The 19,686-nt window shown below is 72.0% G+C and carries 15 protein-coding genes; 4 read left to right on the plus strand and 11 right to left on the minus strand.

The window, feature by feature from the left end:
- Positions 1-139: 139 nt before the first annotated feature.
- A complete protein-coding gene (locus tag AB0368_RS03980) occupies positions 140-1,873 on the minus strand; it encodes an ABC transporter ATP-binding protein (RefSeq protein WP_366152258.1) in 1,734 nt (577 codons plus the stop codon).
- Positions 1,870-3,456: an ABC transporter ATP-binding protein gene (locus AB0368_RS03985; protein ID WP_366152387.1), complete on the minus strand. Its 1,587-nt coding sequence runs from the start codon at positions 3,454-3,456 to the stop codon at positions 1,870-1,872. The genes AB0368_RS03980 and AB0368_RS03985 overlap by 4 nt, the downstream gene beginning before the upstream one ends.
- 194 nt (positions 3,457-3,650) lie before the next feature.
- Here AB0368_RS03985 and folP point away from each other — a divergent pair, with 194 nt between their 5' ends.
- Positions 3,651-4,535, plus strand: coding sequence for a dihydropteroate synthase (folP, locus tag AB0368_RS03990; RefSeq protein ID WP_366152259.1), 885 nt, complete (start codon positions 3,651-3,653; stop codon positions 4,533-4,535).
- A 1-nt stretch (position 4,536) separates the two neighbouring features.
- Here the strand turns inward: folP and AB0368_RS03995 are convergent, their stop codons facing one another.
- Complete coding sequence (locus AB0368_RS03995) at positions 4,537-5,070, minus strand: TetR/AcrR family transcriptional regulator (protein WP_366152260.1); 534 nt, start codon at positions 5,068-5,070, stop codon at positions 4,537-4,539.
- 234 nt (positions 5,071-5,304) lie between these two features.
- Between AB0368_RS03995 and AB0368_RS04000 the strand changes: the two genes are divergently transcribed.
- Both AB0368_RS04000 and AB0368_RS04005 read left to right on the plus strand, forming a co-directional pair.
- Positions 5,305-6,276 carry a hypothetical protein gene (locus AB0368_RS04000; RefSeq protein WP_366152261.1) on the plus strand — a complete coding sequence of 324 codons (972 nt, stop codon included), beginning with the start codon at positions 5,305-5,307 and terminating at the stop codon, positions 6,274-6,276.
- A 153-nt stretch (positions 6,277-6,429) separates the two neighbouring features.
- Positions 6,430-7,851, plus strand: a complete 1,422-nt coding sequence (locus AB0368_RS04005) for a DHA2 family efflux MFS transporter permease subunit (protein WP_366152262.1) — start codon at positions 6,430-6,432, stop codon at positions 7,849-7,851.
- 51 nt (positions 7,852-7,902) lie between these two features.
- Here the strand turns inward: AB0368_RS04005 and AB0368_RS04010 are convergent, their stop codons facing one another.
- Complete coding sequence (locus AB0368_RS04010; RefSeq protein ID WP_366152263.1) at positions 7,903-9,687, minus strand: LamG-like jellyroll fold domain-containing protein; 1,785 nt, start codon at positions 9,685-9,687, stop codon at positions 7,903-7,905.
- A gap of 101 nt (positions 9,688-9,788) precedes the next feature.
- Positions 9,789-11,795: a neutral/alkaline ceramidase gene (locus AB0368_RS04015; protein ID WP_366152264.1), complete on the minus strand. Its 2,007-nt coding sequence runs from the start codon at positions 11,793-11,795 to the stop codon at positions 9,789-9,791.
- 122 nt (positions 11,796-11,917) lie between these two features.
- Here AB0368_RS04015 and AB0368_RS04020 point away from each other — a divergent pair, with 122 nt between their 5' ends.
- On the plus strand, positions 11,918-12,928 hold the full coding sequence (locus AB0368_RS04020) for a LacI family DNA-binding transcriptional regulator (RefSeq protein WP_366152265.1): 1,011 nt from the start codon (positions 11,918-11,920) through the stop codon (positions 12,926-12,928).
- A gap of 21 nt (positions 12,929-12,949) precedes the next feature.
- Here AB0368_RS04020 and AB0368_RS04025 read toward each other — a convergent pair whose 3' ends face one another.
- From AB0368_RS04025 to AB0368_RS04050, 6 genes are all read right to left on the minus strand, one after another.
- Positions 12,950-13,990 carry a hypothetical protein gene (locus AB0368_RS04025; protein WP_366152266.1) on the minus strand — a complete coding sequence of 347 codons (1,041 nt, stop codon included), beginning with the start codon at positions 13,988-13,990 and terminating at the stop codon, positions 12,950-12,952.
- Between the two features lie 110 nt (positions 13,991-14,100).
- Positions 14,101-14,709: a hypothetical protein gene (locus AB0368_RS04030; RefSeq protein WP_366152267.1), complete on the minus strand. Its 609-nt coding sequence runs from the start codon at positions 14,707-14,709 to the stop codon at positions 14,101-14,103.
- Positions 14,710-14,806: 97 nt separating this feature from the next.
- Positions 14,807-15,739, minus strand: coding sequence for a hypothetical protein (locus AB0368_RS04035; protein WP_366152268.1), 933 nt, complete (start codon positions 15,737-15,739; stop codon positions 14,807-14,809).
- A gap of 114 nt (positions 15,740-15,853) precedes the next feature.
- The gene (locus AB0368_RS04040; RefSeq protein WP_366152269.1) at positions 15,854-17,998 is read right to left on the minus strand and encodes a transglycosylase domain-containing protein; all 2,145 of its coding nucleotides are present in this window, start codon (positions 17,996-17,998) and stop codon (positions 15,854-15,856) included.
- Between the two features lie 10 nt (positions 17,999-18,008).
- Positions 18,009-18,662 carry a 5,6-dimethylbenzimidazole synthase gene (gene bluB / locus AB0368_RS04045; RefSeq protein WP_366152270.1) on the minus strand — a complete coding sequence of 218 codons (654 nt, stop codon included), beginning with the start codon at positions 18,660-18,662 and terminating at the stop codon, positions 18,009-18,011.
- A gap of 27 nt (positions 18,663-18,689) precedes the next feature.
- Positions 18,690-19,682 carry a chlorophyllase gene (locus AB0368_RS04050; protein ID WP_366152271.1) on the minus strand — a complete coding sequence of 331 codons (993 nt, stop codon included), beginning with the start codon at positions 19,680-19,682 and terminating at the stop codon, positions 18,690-18,692.
- Positions 19,683-19,686: the final 4 nt, after the last annotated feature.

Raw genomic sequence — 19,686 nt, forward strand, 5'->3', positions numbered from 1 at the left:
GCTGGGAGCGCGCGCCGAACCTGATTCCGGTTGACCGATGGTGCGAATTAACCCTGCATAGATCGCGTGTGATCGGGTATTCCCGCGGATTCGCGCTTTTCCTACTTTTCCTATCGGCTTACTGCGCTCATGACCGTCACTATCCGTGCCACGTGCGCCAGAGGGCCGCGTACGCGCCATCGGCGTCGACCAGGTCGTCGTGGGTGCCCAGCTCCACCAGGCGCCCGGCCTCCATGACCGCGACCCGGTCGGCGTCGTGCGCCGTCTGCAGCCGGTGCGCGATGGCGATCACCGTACGGTCGTGCAGCACCGCCGCCAGCGCCCGCTCCGCGTCCCGGGCGGTCGTCGGGTCGAGCAGGGCCGTCGCCTCGTCGAGCACCACCGTGTGCGGATCCGCGAGGACCACCCGGGCCAGCGCCAGCTGCTGGGCGCGGGCGCCGTCGAGGGCAAGGCCCGTCCCGCCCAGCGGCGTGTCCAGGCCCTCGGGCAGCTCGTCCACCCAATCCGCGCCGACCACCGCCAGCGCAGTCCGGAGCTGGTCGTCCGTGGCGTCGGGCGCGGCCAGGGTCAGGTTGTCGCGGACCGCGTCGCGGAACACGTGGTGTTCCTGGCTCACCAGCACGACCTGCCGGCGCAGCAGGTCCGGCGGCAGGTCGGCGATCGGCACCCCGCCCACCGTCACCGTCCCGCTGCGCGGCCGGTCCACTCCGGCGATCAGGCGACCCAGCGTGGACTTGCCCGCCCCGGACGGCCCGACGACGGCGAGCCGCTCCCCCGGCCGTACCGTCAGATCCACCCCGCGCAGCACGTCGCGGCCGCCGTCGTAGGCGTACCGGAGGCCCCGGACCTCGATCCGGTCCCCGGCCGGCGGCGGACCCGGCACGGTGACCGCCGGCGGGATCGCCGCCAGCCCCTCCACCCGGGCGAACGACGCCGCGCTGCTCTGCAGCTGCTCCAGCCAGATCAGGATGGCGTCGAGCGGGACCGCGAGCTGGCGCAGGTAGAGCGCGGATGCCGCCACCGCGCCCAGGGTCAGCCGCCCGTCCGCGTGCAGGGCGCCGCCGATCAGCAGCACCGCCACCACCGGGACCACATAGGAGACGTCGACCGCCGGGAACAGGACGCTGCGCAGGAAGAGCGTCCGCAGCCGGGTGCGCCGGACCCGGGAGATCGCGTCGCGGGCCACGGCGATCCGGCGTTCCTGCAACCCGAAGGCCTCGACGGTACGGGCACCCGCGATCGTCGCCGCCATCTCGTCGGCGAGCGCCGACACCGCCGCACCCTCCTCCAGGTATGCCCGGCGGGCCCGGCGCAGGTACCAGCGCGTCACGGCCGGGATCCCGGCGAGGCCGAGCACGGCCACCGCCCCCAGCAGCGGGTCCAGGAGGAAGACCGCGACCAGCACGAACAGCGCCTGCCCGGCGGCGATGAGGACCTCCGGCACGGCGTCGCGCAGCGTGGTGGCGACCGCGCCGACGTCCGCGGTGCCCCGGGTCGCCAGGTCACCGGTGGGCACCCGTTCCGCCACGGACGCGGGCAGGGCCAGGGCGCGGTCGAGGAAGTCCTCGCGGACCCGGGCCGCCGTACGCTCGCCGAAGCGGTAGCCGACCCCCAGCGCCGTACGGGTCAGAATGATCTGCGCGAGCGTGCACACCAGGATCCCGGCGGCGAGCCGGTCCACCGCACCGACCGAGGCGCCGCCCCCGGCCACCGTGTCGACGATCCGGCCGAGCAGCCACGGGCCGCCCAGCGCCGCGACCGCGGCCGACGCGTTGAGCAGCACCATCCAGGCGACCGTGCGCCGTTCCGCGCGCAGCAGGCGGGCGGCCGCCCGGCGCATCGGGGCGGTCCCGGCGACGGGCAGGGTGGTCATCGGGCCGCCCCGGCCGGCACGCCCTCCCCCGCGGCGCGGCTGACCAGCGCGCGATATCCCGGCTCCGCGGCGAGCAGGCTGCGGTGGTTGCCGGTCGCGACGACCCGGCCCCCGACGAGGTAGTGCACGACGTCGGCGCGTTCGAGCAGCGCGGGCGAGGTCGTGGTGACGAGCGTCGCCCGCCCGGCCCGGGCGGCACCGAGCCGTTCGGCGACGGCCGCCTCGGTGTGCGCGTCGACCGCCGAGGTCGGCTCCACGGCCAGCAGGATCTCCGGATCGGCGTGCAGCGCCCGGGCCAGGCGGACCCGCTGACGCTGGCCGCCGGAGAGGTTGCGGCCCTGGGTGTCCAGCACGGCGGCGGTCCCGCCGGGCAGACCGTCCACGATGTCGCTCGCCGCGGCCGCGGCCAGGGCCCGGGACACGGCGGCGTCATCCACCGCCGTCCGGCCCGCGACCACCTCGCCCAGCGTGCCGGTGAACAGGTACGCGTCCCCGTCGGCGACCAGCACGCGCTCGCGCACGGCGATCCGTACGACGGGAACGCCGTCCCACGTGGCGGCGGTGAGCCCGTAGCGGCCCAGCCGGTCGACGACGGCGGCCGCATCCCCGGGCCGGGCCGTGGCGATCGCCGTGAGCCGGCCCGGGGCGACCACGACACCGGACTCGGGGTCGTACAGCGCCGCCGGCCGCTCCGGCCCGCGCTCCGGGGGCGACGGGTCGGCCGGCAACCGCAGGAACTCCAGGATGCGCCGCCCGGCGACGAGGGCACGGCCGATGTCGAAGCCGCCCTCGATGACGAAGGCCGCCGGCACGACCAGCACCGCGGCGTACCCCCAGACCGCGACGAGCTCGCCCACCGTGATGGTGCCCTGGGCGGCCATCCGGGCGGCCAGCCAGATCACCACCGCCAGGAACAGCGCGGGCAGGCCGACGCCGAGCGCCTGGATCCAGCTCGTCACCGCCCCGACGTGGTAGCCCTCCTCGACGACCCGGCGCGACTCGCGGCGGTAGCGGGCCGCGTACGCCTGCTTGCCGCCGAGTCCGTTGAGGATGCGCAGTCCGGCGACGATGTCGACGAGCCGGTCGGCAAGCGCGCCCTGATGCGCCCGGTACCTGGTCCCGGCGCGTTGCAGCCGGCGCAGCATCGGCCCGACCACCACCGCCAGCACGGGAACACCGGCGAGGACCACGACGGCCAGCAACGGGGAGATCCTCAGCAACAGCATGGCGACCACCCCGTACGCGAGAGCGGCGCCGAACCCGGGCCCGGTGATGGTCAGGGCCTGGGCGAGCACCCACACGTCGGCCACCCCGATGGTCACCACCTCACCGCCACCGATGCGCCGGGGCAGGGCCGCACCGAGCCGGGTCGCGTGGGCGATCACCGTCCGGATGGTGCGCAGCCCACCGTCCATCCGGATCTTCGTCATGGTCCGGTGCCGCAGGATGGCCAGGACCGCGTTGACCACGCCGACGGCGAAGAGCGCGGCGACCCAGGTGGTCAGCACGGTCAGGTCGCGCCGGCGCAGGCCCAGATCGATGGCCTGGGAGAGCAGGTACGGCGGGAGCGTCAGTCCCACCATCCACGAGGACCCGAGCAGCGCACCGACCGCGACCCGGCGCTTCTGCCGGCGTACCAGCCACCACAGGTACCGCAACGGACCCCGCACGTCGGCGACCGCGAGTCCTGCTTCCGTCACCCCTTGCACCCTAGAGCGCCGCGATCATTCCCGGGAGTCCCTAATTCCCGCACCTCATCGCCGGTTAGTCTCCGGTCGTGAGCCTTTACGCACCGCCCCTGATCAGCGCCGAACGGGTCATCGGCGGGCGCCCGTACGACTTCTCCCGGCGGGTGGTGGTGATGGCGATCGTGAACCGCACACCCGACTCGTTCCACGACCGCGGCCGTACCTTCGCCCTCGACCGTGCCACCGAGGCGGTCCGCGCGGCGGCGGAGGCGGGCGCCGACTGGATCGACATCGGCGGCGTACCGTTCGCCCCCGGTCCGGAGGTCACCGCGGCCGAGGAACTCGACCGGGTCCTGCCGGTGGTCGAGGCGGCCCAGGGCCTCGCGGTGGTCTCGGTGGACACGTTCCGCCCGGAGGTGGCCCGCGAGGTCATCAAGGCCGGCGCGGGCGTCATCAACGACACGTCCGGCCTGCGCGACCCGGCGATGGCCGACGCGGTGGCGGGCACGGACGCCACCCTGGTCATCACCCACAGCCTCGCGGCGCCGCGAACCGCGTACCCGGGACCCACCTACGGCGACGTGACCGCGGAGGTCACGGACTTCCTGCGGCAGCGGGTGCGCCTGGCCGAGGACCGCGGCGTACGCCCGGAGCAGATCATCATCGACCCGGGCCACGACCTGAACAAGAACACGGTGCACACGCTGGAGATCACCCGCCGCCTGCACGAGGTCGCGGACATCGGCCACCCGCTCCTGGCGGCGGTGAGCAACAAGGACTTCATCGGCGAGACGCTCGACCTGCCGCAACGGGAACGCCTCGCCGGCACGCTGGCGACGGTGGTCTTCTGCATCCTCCGGGGGGCGCGCATCGTCCGGGTGCACGACGTCCGGCCGGCGGTGGAGGCCGTACGGATGACCGAGGCGATGCTGGGGCTGCGGGAGCCGGCGTACACCCGCCACAACATGCCCTGAGCTACTTGTCGAGCAGCTCGGTCATCCACGGCTCCCGCGGCACGGCGTTGGGGCCGACGACCTGCATCGCGCCGAGGCAGGTGAGGAGCATGCCCATGGCGAGGAACTGCCGGGCCTCCTCCTGGTCGGCGCCGGTCAGCTCGCGCACCGTGCGGTAGATGCGGCCGAAGCAGTCGCGGACCACCGGGCCGATCGCGGGGTCGGCGCTGGCGGTGAAGCCGTGCAGCAGGACGGTGATCAGCTCGCGCTCGGCGAGCAGGTCGTCGTAGGCCGCACCGAGGCTGGCCAGCGTGGGCTCCTCGGCGGCCGCCCGGCGGAACCGCTCCTCGATCCGACGGCCGGCGTGGTCGACGGTGGCGAGGAAGAGCTGCTGCTTGGTGCCGAACAGCCGGATCACGTACGGCTGGGAGACCCCGGCGATCCGGGCGACCTGGTCGGTGGTGGTGCCGGCGTAGCCGCCGGTGGTGAAGGCGGTCAGGGCCGCCCGGAGCAGCTGCTCGTGGCGCTCCACGGCGGTGAGACGGGTACGGGCCACCCGTCCAGGTTATCAGCCGATGACACCGCACCTCCGACACAATGTCGTCGCAGCTTTGAAGGAATGGCGAAAAGGTGAATTTGTATTGTCGTCCTTCGATGTGTATCGGGTCTTGACGGGGGGGTCGGTCCGGGACGAGATTGAAGGCGACGCACAGGCGGGCCCGCCGGCAGTCATCGCACCGATCGGCCGCACCCCGGCCGATCGTCCCGCACACCTTTCGAAGGAGACGCGATGACCTTCTCGCAGCACGGAACGAGGCGCCTCAGGGCGGCGGTCGCGGGTGTCGCGCTGGTCGCGCTGGCCGCGCTCGGCATCTCCGCTCCGGCCCAGGCGGCGACCCCGGCAGCCGCGGCGGCACCCCTCGAGCAGTGGACCGGCTGGGCTCCGCTGCCCGGCGGCGGCGCGACGCCGGACAGCCCGGCCGCCGTCTCGTACAACGGCACCCAGAACGTCTTCGTCCGGGGCACGGACAATGCGATCTACCGCAATGTGCTGAGCGCTGGAAACTGGAGTGGGTGGACGCTGGTTCCCGGCGGCGGCGCCACCACGTCGGGGCCCGCGGCCGTCGTTTTCAGCGGCGCCTTGAATCTGTTCGTCCGCAGCACCGACAACGCCATCTACCGCAACGTGCTCAGCAGCGGCGGCACCTGGTCCGGGTGGAGCGCGGTCCCCGGGGGCGGCGCCACCCTCGCGGCCCCCGCGGCCGTCGTCTTCAACGGTGCACTGAATCTCTTCGTCCGCGGCACGGACAGCGCCATCTACCGCAACGTCCTCAGCAGCGGCGGCACCTGGTCCGGATGGAGCGCGGTCCCGGGCGGCGGCGCCACACCGTCGGCCCCGGCTGCCGTCGTCTACAGCGGCGCCTTGAATCTGTTCGTCCGCGGCACCGACAACGCCATCTACCGCAACGTCCTCAGCAGCGGCGGCACGTGGAGCGGATGGGCACCGCTTCCCGGCGGCGGCGCCACCACCTCAGGCCCCGCGGCAGTTGTCTTCAACGGCGCGTTGAACGTCTTCGTGCGCGGCACCGACAACGCCATCTATCGAAATGTCCTCAGCGGTGGCGCCTGGAGCGGGTGGGTCCCGGTTCCCGGCGGCGGAGCGACGCTGGCCGGCCCGGGCGCGGATGTGTACAGCGGCAGCCTCCAGGTATTCGTCCGGGGCACCGACGACGGGATCTACCGCAACGTCCTCGTGCCGTGACATGAGGCGGGAACGGGCCGGCGATCGCAGCGCCGGCCCGTTCCGCCGCGTCCGGACGAGATTCCCTGCACTCCGGGGTTGCGGAAGGCATCGGTTGATAACTAACCTGGCGGGCGCACTAGTTATCATTCGATAACAACAAGGAGCCAGTCCATGACCACCGTGACCGTGCCGAGCGTGCAGCCGCCCGCTTCCGCACCACCCCGTGCGGCCCGCCCGCTCGCCGCCGTGCTGGCCGCCGTCGGCATCCCCGTCTTCATGGTCACGCTCGACAACCTCGTGGTGACCACCGCACTGCCCGTTATCCGGGCCGAGCTCGGCGCCTCCCTGGCCGACTTGCAGTGGTTCGTCAACGCGTACACGCTGCCGTTCGCCGCCTTCCTGCTCACCGCCGCCGCGCTGGGTGACCGGATCGGGCGGCGGCGGATGTTCCTGGCCGGGATCGTCGTGTTCACACTGGCGTCCGGGGCCGCCGCCCTGGCCACCGAGCCGTGGATGCTGACCGCCGCGCGAGCCGTGCAGGGGCTGGCCGGCGCCGCCGTCGCTCCCCTGTCCCTCACGCTGCTGGCGCAGGCCGTACCCGAACGGATGCGCAACGCCGCGGTCGGCATCTGGGGCGGGATCAGCGGCCTGGGGGTCGCCGTCGGGCCCGTGGTCGGCGGCGCCGTCGTCGAGGGGCTGCACTGGTCGTGGATCTTCTGGCTGAACGTGCCCGTCGGGGTGCTCGCCACCGTGCTCGCCGCCGTCGTGCTGCGGGAGTCCCGGGGCGGCGCCCCGCGGCTGGACCCGCTGGGCCTGGTGCTGTCCGCCGCCGGGATGCTGCTGCTGGTCTGGGGCGTCGTGGACGGGCCGGATCACGGATGGACCTCGGGCCGGGTGCTCGGCATGCTCGCCGCGGGCGGCGTCCTGGTCGCCCTCTTCGTCCTGTGGCAGTGGCGCAACCGCACGCCGATGCTGCCGCTGAAACTCTTCCGGTCGCGAGGCTTCGGACTGGTCACGGTGGTCACGCTGACGTTCTCGGCGGGCACCTTCGGGTCGGTGTTCCTGCTCGCCCAGTTCTTCCAGGTGGTCCAGGGGCTGAGCCCGCTGGAGGCGGGCGTCCGGACGCTGCCGTGGACCATGGCGCCGATGGTCGTCGCGCCGCTCGCCGGCATCTTCGCCGACCGGGCCGGGGTCCGTAACCTGATCGTGGCCGGGCAGGTCCTGCTGGCCACCGGCGTGCTCTGGATCGCACTCGCGAGCTCGACCACCGTCTCCTACGGCGATCTCGTGATCGCCTTCGTCCTGGCCGGCGTCGGCATGGGGCTCACCTTCGCGCCGATCAGCACGATGGCGCTGGCCAGCGTGTCCGAGCAGGACCGGGGTGTCGCCTCCGGCGCCAACAACACCGTCCGGGAGCTCGGCGTGGCGGTCGGGGTCGCGGTGCTGGCCTCGGTGTTCAGCTCGTACGGCGGCTACACCGGCGGCCAGTCGTTCGTGGACGGCATCGTGCCGGCGGTGATGGTGGGCGCCGCCATTATCGCCGCGGGTGCGATCGTGGCGCTCTTCCTGCCGGGACGCCCGAAGGCGGCGTGAGAGACGGGAAGCGGCCGGGACGGATCCCGGCCGCTTCCTTCGTGTCGCGCTTCAGCTGATGCTGACCCAGGCGTCGTCGAGGCCGCCGTGGAACTGGTCGTTGTTCACGCCCGTACCCTTGCCGCCCAGGCTCAGCGGCTGCGTCGTGACCACCGACAGGGCCGCGGGCAGCGTCGCGGAACCCTCCACCTGGCCGTCGACCAGGATGGTCAGCGAGGTGCCGGCGCGCCTGCACTCGAGGGCGTGCCACCCGCCGTCGGCCATCGACTTGCCGCTCTTGGCCAGGTGGATGGTCGTCGAGGACTTGTCGCTCATCACGCAGCTCGGCTTGCCGGAGGCGCCGTCGACCTGCAGCTTGTACTGGCCGCCGGCGGTCGAGTAGCCCTTCTGCAGGATGTTCTCGCCCGACGAGGTCTCCGCCGGCGAGAGCAGCACGTGCGCGCCGTACCGCAGATCCTTGGCCCCGGGGTTGAGCTCCGGCGCGTCGGCGGCCTGCAGCACCACCCGGGGACACGTCGTCCCGGTGCACTTCGCCGGGTACATGATGGCCTGGCCGCTGCCGTGCGCCACGGTCTTGAGGACGGCTCCGTTCACCGCGCGGGTCCGCAGCAGGTGGCCGTTGCCGGAACCGTCGTCGTAGGTGCCGTCCGGCACCGTCGAGTCGAAGTTGTACGACGCCACGTACGGCGAGGGCGGCACGGGCGGCACCGGCATCCGCGCAGTGGGTCCGCCGAACGAGGCGTAACGCTTCTGCGTGACGCCGCCGATGGTGGTGAAGTCGCCGCCCACGCCGAGCAGGCCGTTGCCGGCGTTCGTGGCGAGGGTGCGGACGCCGACGACGCCGTTGGCCTGCGGCGCCCACTCGGTCAGGTTGCCCGCGCCGTCGATCGCGGCGAGCTTGACCCGGGGTACGGAGCCGTCGGTGCACACGCCCTTGGTGCCGTTGTTGGTGGTCGTGCACGCCCGGTCGAAGTGGCCGCCGACGTACGTGGTGCCACCGAGGGTCGCGATCGCCTGGGCGTCGCCGTCGAAGACGCGGGTCCAGCGGGCGAGGCCGCCGAAGGTGTACGCGATGGCCCGGCCGCCCTGGCCGCCGAGCGCGGCGTACACGCCGTCCGCGTCCGTGGTGAGGGCGAAGACCTGCGACACCGGCTTGGGCAGGAAGCCCTTGTCGAGGACACCGGTCACGCCGTCGACCGCGGTGAGCCGCAGCGTGGAGCTGATCCCGTTGGTCTTGTGGAAGCTGCCGCCGAGGTAGACCCGGCTGCCGGCAACCGCCAGCGCGTTGACGGTGTCGTCGGTGGTCGGCGCCCAGCTGTCCAGGGTTCCGCCGGCGGTGCTGAACGCCGCGAGGTTCGTCCGCGGGGAGCCGTCGACGGAGGTGAGCCGGCCGCCGACGTACAGCCGGCCGTTGCCCACGGCGAGCGCGTTCGGCTGGCCCAGCACGGTGTGCTTGAGGGCGGTGAGCTCACCGGAGGAGGCGTCGATGCCGGCGATCGCGTCACGGGACATGCCGGCGACCTTGTCGAAGTCGCCGGCGGCGAAGACGGTGGTGCCGTCGACCGCCAGGGCTCGTACGGTGGAGTCGGCGCCCGGGTTCCAGCTCAGCAGGGCCCCGGTGCTCGCATCGAAGGCGGCGAGCCGGGCGCGGGCGATCGTCTTGCCGCCGACGACCGCGCCGGTGAACGAGCCGCCGACGTAGACGACGTCACCGCGGTGGGCGAGGGCGTACACCGGGCCGTTGAAGGAGGGCGCTGTCGCGGGCGTACCGGAGACGACCTCGGCCAGGGCGGCACCGCCCGCCGCGACCACGACGGTCGCCACGCCGAGCGTCACCAGCTTTCGCGTGGCGGATTTCAGGCCATTTCGGTTGTTAAGCACACCAGGGGTCAACGGGGCTCGCGCCAGGAGGACGCGAGCGCCGCCGTTTTTGTCCCCTAGGGAGTGATTGAGAAGGTACGGGTGGTCCCGGTGAAGGGCTTGATCGTTCCGGTGATGCTCTTGGCGTCGCCGTGGTGCACGATCCGGTAGGTGCCCGGCACCGCGTCGGCCGGCACGGTCCAGCTGATCTGGGCCGTGGACACCCCGAGGTACTCGCGCTTCCACCGGTAGATCGTCTGCCACTCGGAGTCGGTGGACACCGTCGTCCACGCGCTGCCGTCCTGGCGCTGCACCTCGACGAACGTGCCCTCGTCGCGCAGGTTGTTGTTCGGGTGGCCGGTGACGAAGTCGGCGCGCACCGTCGCGCCGCGGCCGTACGAGGCGGCCGGCTCGGTGACGACACTGCCGAAGGACTTGCCCAGCGGCGGCGAGTCGAGCACCACGCCCGGGCGGACGCTGATCCGATTCTGCGGCAGGGCGGGCGGTTGGACCGCGCTGGGCGTCGGCTGCCCGGTGCGCAGAGCGGCGGCCAGTTTCGCCAGTTCCTGGGCGTACGCGGACTGCGTGTAGCGGCCGAAGTGCGTCGCGGCGCCCTCGTAGTGCTGGAGGTCGTACTCCTCCGGGGTCGCCACGTAGCCGGCGTAGGCATTCGCATACCCGGCCAGGATCTGGTGGGTGGCGATGCCGCCGAGCTCGGCGCCGACCGCATCGCGTACCCGGCGGCCGGAGACGATGGTGAACTCCCCCGGCGCCGTGGTGACAGCGAGCTGCCCGATGCGCAGAATCTGCAGCGGCATGATCTGCGGCGTCCATGGGGGGTTCTGGCTGCCGCTGCCCAGGAACACGTCCTTGGGTGCCTGGCAGGCCCGTACCTCGGCCGGCGTCGGGTTCACCACGATGCCGGCGACCAGCAGCAGCGGGTTGGTGCTCAGGTCACCCTCGTCGACGATCGGCGGGCCGGGGCCGTCCTCGGCACCGGCGGTGAAGTTCTGCCCCAGCGCGCCGGGACAGGTTCGGTGTTCCCGGCCGTCCGGGGTGTACGCCCCGGTCACCTGGACGTTCGAGAAGTCCACATAGCGGCCACGGGCGTCGATCGGGCCGGTGAGCTCCTCGGTCGCGCTGTCGAACAGCTGCTGGGCCTTGTCGGCCTGCAGCCTGCCGATGATGCGGGTGTTCTCGAACTCGTCGTCGGTCGGGCCCTGGGCGCCGCCGTTGCGCAGGTTGGGCGACATGTCACCGGCGTTGGTCTGGGCGAAGGCGGCCACGAACGCACCGCGGTGGGCCCAGTCGACGCCGTGCACGCCGTCCTCGATCAGGTGTGCCGCGTACCCCTTGTTGTCGGCGCTGATGAGGTGGTTGGCCGGGGTCATCGACGTGCCGTGGGTGGCGAAGAAGCTCAGCAGGCCGACCGGGCGGCCGCCGCGCTCGAAGCGGAGCACCGTCATCCGGGTGTCGACCGCGCCGGGGAACTTCGCCTTGTCGGCCGCGGGGTTGTTCTCGAACGCCGGGAGCGAGCGGTTGACGTTCGCGCCGATCAGGTCGCCCTCGGCGATCTTGACGGTGCCGGGGGCGAGCCCGGCGTCCGCGGCGTCCACGGCCCGCACGATGCCGGAGACGATCGCCTCGAAGACCGGCGCCTCGAAGCCCAGCGTGGTGAGGTTCCACATCGTGTACTCCGAGTACCCACCGGGGCCGGAGTGCGTGTGGGTGGCGGTCAGGACGACGTTCTGGTCGGTGTACGTGGAACCGTGCTTCGCCCGCAGCCGCTTGAGGACCTCCATCTGGACGGCCTGGGTGACGAAGTCGATCTCGGTGCTGACGAAGGCGACGTGGTGGCCGGCGGCGTCGGCGACCACGAAGGCCCGCGCCCACTGGCGCGAGGCCAGGCCGGATGTGGTCTGGGTGGGGTCGGCGTAGCCGAGCATGCCGACCTCGGCCGCCTCACCGGTGATGTCGCCGATGCCCACTCCGACCTGATAACCGGAGGGCGCGGCGGAGGCAGGAGCGGGGAGAAGCAGGAGCAGGCTCGCGGCGAGGCCCGCGAGCAGCCGTCTGGGGGACAAGGGCACCTCCGGATATAGACCGAGGGCGATCAATAAGCCGAGATGTTAATGCGATTCATGTTTCAACGCACGGACTGTGGAATACTTCCGGGACTTGGCCCCGAAACTTTCGAGGAGGGTCCGTGGCCCGCGTGACCATTGCCGCGATCGCCCGGGAGGCCGGAGTCTCCGTCCCCACGGTGTCCCGCGTCCTCAACGGGCGCGCCGACGTCGCCCCGCAGACCCGGGAACTGGTGGAGAACCTGCTCAAGGAGCACGGCTACCGCCGCCGCGCCTCGCGCCAGCAGACCGGCAAGGCGGCCCTCGTCGACCTCGTCTTCAACGACCTGGACAGCCCGTGGGCGGTCGAGCTGATCCGCGGCGTCGAGGACGTCATGCACGCGGCCGGCGTGGGCACGGTCGTCTCCGCGGTGCACCGGCGCTCGACGGCGACCCGGCAGTGGCTGCAGAACCTCTACGCCCGCCAGTCCGACGGCGTCATCTTCGTGACCTCCGACCCGACCACCCCCGTCTACGCCGAACTCCAGCGGCTCAACATCCCGGTGGTCGTGATCGACCCGGCCGGCGGCGCCCCGCTGGACATCCCGACCGTCGGCGCCACCAACTGGGCCGGCGGCCTGTCCGCCACCCAGCATCTGACCGGGCTCGGGCACCGACGGATCGGCTTCATCGCCGGCCCGAGGAACCTCCTCTGCAGCCGGGCGCGGCTCGACGGATACCGCGCCGGCCTCGAGTCGGTCGACGAGTCGCTGATCCGGCAAGGCGACTTCATGTACGAGTCGGGCTTCGCCTGCGGCCGCTCGCTGCTGGAACTCCCCGACCCGCCGACCGCCATCTTCACCTCCAGCGACACCATGGCCCTCGGCGTGTACGAGGCCGCCCGGCACCGCGGCCTGCGGGTCCCCGGCGACCTGAGCGTGGTCGGCTTCGACGATCTGCCGGAGGCCCGCTGGGCGTCTCCCCCGCTGACCACGGTGCGCCAGCCGCTGGCGGAGATGGGCGGGCTGGCGGCGCGCACGACGCTGCGCCTGGCCGTCGGCGAGGAGATCGAGACGCCCCGGCTCGAGCTGGCCACCGAGCTCGTCGTCCGTGACAGCACCGCCGCACCGCGCGTCCCGGCCCGGGATTCCTGAGCCGGGACGCGGGCCGCCGCGTCAGTCGACGACGCGCGGCGCGGTCCGGGCCGCTTCCTTCAGCGCCGCCGCCGCAACGGAGTACGGGTTGTACGTGTACGAACGGGAAAGCGTCCCGGGCACGGTGAAGTACTCCGCGGACAGCTTCGCGGGGTCGGTGGCGATCTCCCCCCGTCCGGGCAGGTCATCGCCGTCGTCCCAGCCCCACGGCGCGTTGGCCGAGTTGGTGCCGCACGAGAAGGTACCTACGCCGCAGTCGCCGGAGGTGTCCCCGGCGAAAGTGCCCAGGTTTGCGAAGAGGCTGCTGTTTGCGCGCTCGGCCCAGAGTCCGCCGGCGGCGAAGATGTCGACGAGGGCGTACTGGACGTCGCGGTCGTCGGTGGTGCTGGGCGTCTCGGCCGTCGCCGACGGGTAGTACACGATGCCGTCGCCGTTGATCTTGTATTGCGGGTACGCCTTGAGCCCGTGCCCGCCCCGCTCCTGCGCGGTCACGGGGTGCTGGAACGAGTCGTGCGGCGAGGACTGCATCTGCAGCGTGCCGTCGACGGTCTCGCGGCCGGTGGTCCAGGTGCTCCCGGCCGGGGTGTACGAGTAGAAGTTGGTGTGCGCGACGGTGACCGCCCCGCGCAGCACCCCGTAGTCCGTACCGTTCTTCTCGATCGCGAGCGTGACGCCCTCGCCGTCGTTCTCGTGCTCGCTCTCGAAGAACGGGTGGTCGATCCAGTCGCGCGGGTGGAAGAAGAAGTACGTGATGAACCAATGGCTGCCGGTCTCCACGACGGAGTAGTACACGTGCGCCGCGAAGGACACCCCGGCCTGCCCGGCGTCGTCCCAGTTGTTGCGCCCGTTCAGGTCGCCGTCGTAGTCGACCCGGGTGAGGTAGTCGGACTTGCCGCCCAGGGCGTGGCTGCCGGTGGCGTCGACGTCCTGGTAGTGGATGGGGGCCCAGCGCAGCGCCAGCTGTGCCCGGCTGACCGCTGCGTGCGCCGGCGCCGGGCCCGCGAGCCCCGCGGTGACGAGTGCGGCGGCCAGCACGGCCGCGATCCTGCCCTTGACGGACATAGGTTCTCCCGCGTTCGAAGAGATAGATCGCGGTCAACCTAAAAGATCAGGCGCGGCGTGTACATGGCCGCTGGACGACGAGCAGGTGGAGTCCGCCGGAAACCTCCGGATCACGCCGCGCGCATCCAGCGGGCGTGGATGTCCGCGTAGCGCAACGGGTCGACGGCGGCCGGGTCGTCGAGGAGCGCCACCACCAGGGCACCGTTCGGAAGCCGGTACGCCCGGGCGGTGACCTCGGGCAACGGCGACTGCGGCAGGTGGCGCCCGGCGCCCAGGTACGTCCACCAGCCGAGTTCCGCCGGCCATCCGCCGCCCGGGTGGATCCCCTCGTGAATGCCGAGATTCCAGACCTGCTCGGTTGACCATTCGTCGAGGACCCGGCCGACGTCCGCGTTCAGGCGCTCCGCGACGTCCAGCCACAGGCCGGTCAGCCGGGCGTGCACCTCGCGGAAGGCGTCGGCCTCGGGTGCCGGGCGGCGGTGACAGAACCCCGCGTTCAGCGCCCAGCTCAGCGACCCGTCCCGCCAGTTGACGAAGACGTCGACGTCGCCACCGGCCCGGAGCCGGCCGTGTTCCTTGCCCGTCGCCACGGCGGCCAGTGTCACCTCGGGGTCCTCGATCGTCCGCAGGTCCCGCTCGGCCGCGAGCGCGTACAGCACGCGCAGGGCCGGCTCCGCCGCCACCGGCACCCTCAGTTCCCAGATCCAGTCCGACCCCACGACGGCATGATGCGGCCCCGTCCAGCTCCCCGGCAAGCCGATCGGGCGGTCCGCCACGATCCGGGTAGTACGTGCGGCCGACCCGTCGGCGAGATACTCACGGGCACTCGTCCTCGATCGTCAGGGAGTGGTCGGCCTCGAGCAGCGCGTCGGGGTCCTCCGTACGGGTCGGTTGCGGGGCGGCCTCCCGGCGCGTCGGTGCCAGCAACCCGCGGTCCGAGGCGGCGCAGTCCACCCACGCCGTGTACGCCTTGGTCGCACCGATCCACATGCCCCGGTCATGGGCACGCAGGTGGGCGGTGGCCGGGAACTCCCATCGGATCTCGTCGTGCGCGGCGGCGAGCGGACGGTCGGCGCGGTCGAAGGCGTACACCCAGACGAAGTTCGTCGTCACCCGGAGCGTGCGGATGCCGTCGACCGTTGTCGAGGCGTACGTCACCCGGCCGCTGACCCGCGGCCGCTCGCGGGCGTCCAGCCGGACGGCCGGGTCGATCCAGGTGGCGACCGTGTCGAAGGTCCTGTCCTCGAACCATGTGCCGACATCGTCGCGCTGGTTCGGTGCGAGCAGTGCCAGCAGCCGGGACGGATCGTGACCGGTCAGCATCGCGTCGTCCAGCCGGCCGGCGATCAACGCCTCCCGGACGCTCTTCAGCGCCGTCCGCACCCGCGCCGCGGTGAAGCCGGGCACCGCGGCCGCCGGCGGCAGCGTGATGCCCGCAGCGCCCACCGGATAGCCGGCGGCAGGGGTGCCGGCGAACGCGCTGGTGGGCGTAGCGCTTCGTGACGTCGTCGCCGTGGTGCCCTCGGGCACGTTCGCGGCCGGATGACCGGCGGACCTCGATGCGGACACCGATGACCACAGCCGGGGGACGACCAGGGCCGGCACCACGACCGCGGCGACAGCCACAGCGACCAGCGGGATCCGCCGGACCAGCCCACCTCGCAGGCGGCTCTGGCGCACCCGGCGCTCGGTCTTCCTGCCCCATTCCTCGAGTTCGGTGAACGGGTCGGGCACGTCGTCCTGCGCCATGGCTCCTGTCTCCGGGCCGTCGGATCTATGCGGATCATTATGCGCATCCGCTCCACACGATCCGACGGCGCGGCGGGTCCACCGCCATGAGTCCGAAGGTTTCCGCTGCCGGGGTCACTCCCCCGGTTTCTTGAACTCCTCCTGCGGCTTGCCGTCCATGTAGTCCGCCATGGTTCGGTACACCGCCGGGTTCACGATGCCGTGGGACATCCGGTCGTAGTGCCCCGCCCAGTCCGGGTTCACCAGGTAGCCGGCGACGACCAGCGACTGCGTGCCGACCACCAGCGCCGCGGTCTTGTCGGCGTCGGTCGTACCCGTCTTGCCGAAGATCGGGTGACCCACCGCCGAGTGCGCGCCGGGCTCGGTCGCACCGGCGCAGTTGCCCAGCTGGGCCTGGTCACCGACCGGGCAGCGGGCCGCGTCCAGCGCCTTGCGCGCCACGTCCTTGCTCGTGGCCCGGGTGCACTCCGGCTGGCCCGCCTTGACCTTGGTGCCGTCGGCGGAGGTGATCCGCTGGATCGGCGTCGGCTTGCAGTACATACCGTCGCCGGCCAGCGTCGCGTACGCGTTCGCGATGTCCAGCGGCGTCGAGGCGGAGACACCCAGCGTGAAGGCGCCCCACTGGTTGGCCGCGGTCGGGTTGTTCGCCATCTCGGCGTCGGACCTCGCCCGGAACTGCACGCCGAAGCGCTTCGCGACGTCCACCACCTTCTCGGCGCCGACCTGCTCCTGCAACGGCACGAAATATGTGTTCACCGACTTGCCGAAGCCGGTCCACATGTTGAAGGTGCCCTGCTCGTCCTTGGACGCGTTCGACGGGCAGTAGAAGTGGGTTCCCGGGCAGGCCGCGTCCGAGCTCGGGTCGATGATGTACCCGGACTTGTACGTGGCCCCCGACGTGATCTGGTGGTCCAGCTCGAAGCCGTTCTCCAGGGCCGCCACCATGGTCAGCATCTTGAACACCGAGCCCGCCTGGTAGCCGACGATGTCGCCGCCGCCGGTGATGATCGGGTTGGTGGTGTACGGGTACGTGCCGCGGATGCCCTTGGCCGCCAGCTCCGGGTTGGAGTTCAGTTTGTTCTTCGGGTGCTCGGCGTTGTCCAGCTTGAACTTGCGGTTCGCCGCCAGCGTACGGACCCGGCCGGTCCCGGGCTCGACCCCGGCCAGCAGCAGGGCGTTGCGGTTGGTGTCGTCGATCCGGTCGGTGATCTCCTTGCGGGCCGAGGCCTGCGCCTTGACGTCCAGCGAGGTCACGACGCGGTAGCCGCCGCTCTTGAGCTGGCGCTCACGGTCGTACGTGGTCTCGCCGAACTCCTTCTGGCTCAGCCACCAGCGGTAGAAGTAGTCGCAGAAGAAGCCCCAGTTGTTCTTCGCCACCGACACGCATCCGTTGCCCGGGCGGTTGGTGGTGCGGCCCAGCTTGGCGGCCTTGGCCTTGGTGGCGTCCGCCGCGGTGATGTACTTCAGGTCCACCATGTTGTCGATGATGTAGTTGCGCCGGTCGAGCGCCTGCGGATAGCCGGACGGCGTTGTGGGGTCGAACGAGGTCGGCGCCTTGACCATGCCGGCGAGCAGGGCGGCCTCGGCGACCGTGAGGTCCTTCGGCTTCTTCTTGAAGTACACCTGGCTGCCGGCGTAGACGCCGTACGCGCCGTTGCCGAACGGGGCCATGTTCAGGTAGCGCTCGAGGATCTGCTCCTTGGTGAGCTCCTTCTCGAGCTGCATCGCGTACTTCATCTCGCTGAGCTTGCGCTCGGGCGTGTCCTTGGTGGCGTCGATGGCTTCCTGCGGCGTCTTCGCCGAGTACGCCAGCATCATCCGCACGGCCTGCATGGTCAGCGTGGAAGCGCCCTGCTGCGAGCCGCCGTTGCGGTTGTTCACGAACGCCCGCGCCACACCCTTGAGGTCGACGCCGTTGTGCTCGTAGAACTGGTGGTCCTCGGCCGCGACGATCGCGTTCTGCATGTTCTTCGAGATGTCCTTCAGCGGTACGTCGCTGCGGAACTCGTCGTACATGACCGCGATCTGCGTCTTGCCGTCCGACGCGAAGATCCGGGTGACCTGGGGTGCCGACTGGTGCTCGAGCTCGCTGGGCAGCTCGGCGAACCCCCGCGAACCCGCCTTCGCCGCCAGCCCGGACATCGCGACGGCCGGGAAGGAGGCCGCCGCGACCACCACCCCGGCGAGCAAGCCGCAGATCACCAGGGATCCGGTGTTGGCAAAGAACGAGCGATCGCGTTTTCGGGTCCAGAAACTCACCCGGCCCACGTTAGCCACGGGGATCCAGCACCGCCTCTCGAGGGTTGCCCCATTTGTCTGCGTGCAGAACGGCATCAAGGGGACGTCGCTGCCGCCAACCGTGCCGTTCCAGGTCCGGTACGCGCTCCAGATGGCTGACCGGGCCCAGGCACAGCCACGCCACCGGGCGCACGCCCTGCGGTATGCCCAGCAAGCTGCGCAGATAGTCCTCCCGGTAGAAGGAGACCCAGCCCACACCCAGCCCCTCCGCGGTCGCGGCGAGCCACAGGTTCTGGATCGCCAGGCACACCGAGTACAGGCCCGCGTCGGCAATCGCGTGCCGGCCCAGCACCGCCGGGCCGCCGCGGTCGGCGTCGTACGTCACCACCACCGAAAGAGTGGACTCCATCACACCATCGATCTTGATGCGCGCGAACCGCTCCGCGGCCTCCCGCTCGAGCCCGGCGGCGAAGACCCGGCGCTCGCTCTCGACGTGGTCGCGGAACCGCCGGCGCACCCCGGGATCGCGGACGAGGACGAAGTCCCACGGCTGCGACAGCCCGACGCTGGGCGCGGCGTGGGCCGCGGTCAGCAGCCGTTCCAGCACGTCGGCGGGGATGGGCTCGCCGGTGAACTCGCCGCGGACGTCGCGGCGGCGGTGGATGGTCTCGTACAGGTCGTGCACGACGGCTCCCGGTGATCGGCTCGTGGGTCAGAGCTGATTCTCGAAGGTCGCCACGCCGCCCGTCGCAGCCGCCTCGGGCAACCTGGCCTTCGCGGTCGCGTCACCGTACAGCGCCCAGCGCAGGAACTCCGTCGAGGTCCGGGTCGTGGCCTCGAAGTCGTCGCTCTCGGTGACGTGGCCGCCCTTGGTGACCGACAGCATCGCCCGCGACCACGGCACGGCCGCGTACACGGCGTGACCGGCCCGGTACGTGACGGTCCCGTCCTTGCGCCCGTGCACGAACAGCATCGCGGCGGCGGGCCCGGTGAACGGCGCGCCCTGGAAGTCCGTGCCGGCGATCACCACGCCGGCCTTGAGGCGCTCGTCGCGCTGCGCGCTGAACAGTCCGGCGGTGGTGATCCCGCCCGCCGAGTGCCCGGCCGCCGCCAGCCTGTCCGGATCGATCATCGCGCTGGTCGGCCCGCCCTGGGCCAGCAGCTCGTCGATCACGTGGGAGGCGTCGGCGGGCTGGTTGACGATGTCGAGCGGGTCGAGGTCCGGCACGCCGTACGAGGTCTTCGGGTACGTCGGGCCGGCGACCACGAACCCGGCCTGCGCCCAGCGGGCCAGCATCGCCTCGTAGTCGCGGGGCTGGGCGGTCAGCCCGTGGCTGAAGAGCACCAGCGGAAAGCGCCCGCTCGCCGCCGGCGCGTCGTCCGCGGGGGCCGGGCTGCCCGAGGCGGTGCCGCCCGCCGGATACCAGACCGTGGTCGGCAGGGCCCGGCCCTCGCGGCTGAGCTGCAGGGTCCGGCGACCCACCGGGTACGCCACCGCGGGCGCGGTGCCCGGCGGCGGCGTGTACGCGGTCGCGATGTTCCGGGGCGCCAGCGACGACGCGGTGGTCGAGGCGAGGATCGGCGCGGCCGAGGCGGACGCGCTGGTCGCCCCGGACATGCCGACGCCGGTCTCCGCCGTGCAGGCGGCCAGGCCCCCGGCCCCGGCGACGCCGGCCAGCCCGAGCAGCAGTGTCCGTCTACGCATGGTG

It is taken from the genome of Actinoplanes sp. NPDC051475 (assembly GCF_040689425.1).
In the GTDB taxonomy this organism is placed as follows: Bacteria; Actinomycetota; Actinomycetes; order Mycobacteriales; family Micromonosporaceae; genus Actinoplanes.

Excerpts from the sequence above, each read along its gene's own strand:
- AB0368_RS04035 (WP_366152268.1), bottom strand. The coding sequence starts at position 15,739 with ATGGCGCAGGACGACGTGCCCGACCCGTTCACCGAACTCGAGGAATGG.
- AB0368_RS03980 (WP_366152258.1), bottom strand. The coding sequence starts at position 1,873 with ATGACCACCCTGCCCGTCGCCGGGACCGCCCCGATGCGCCGGGCGGCC.
- AB0368_RS03985 (WP_366152387.1), bottom strand. The coding sequence starts at position 3,456 with ATGGTGGGACTGACGCTCCCGCCGTACCTGCTCTCCCAGGCCATCGAT.
- AB0368_RS04005 (WP_366152262.1), top strand. The coding sequence starts at position 6,430 with ATGACCACCGTGACCGTGCCGAGCGTGCAGCCGCCCGCTTCCGCACCA.
- AB0368_RS04000 (WP_366152261.1), top strand. The coding sequence starts at position 5,305 with ATGACCTTCTCGCAGCACGGAACGAGGCGCCTCAGGGCGGCGGTCGCG.
- AB0368_RS04050 (WP_366152271.1), bottom strand. The coding sequence starts at position 19,682 with ATGCGTAGACGGACACTGCTGCTCGGGCTGGCCGGCGTCGCCGGGGCC.
- AB0368_RS04025 (WP_366152266.1), bottom strand. The coding sequence starts at position 13,990 with ATGTCCGTCAAGGGCAGGATCGCGGCCGTGCTGGCCGCCGCACTCGTC.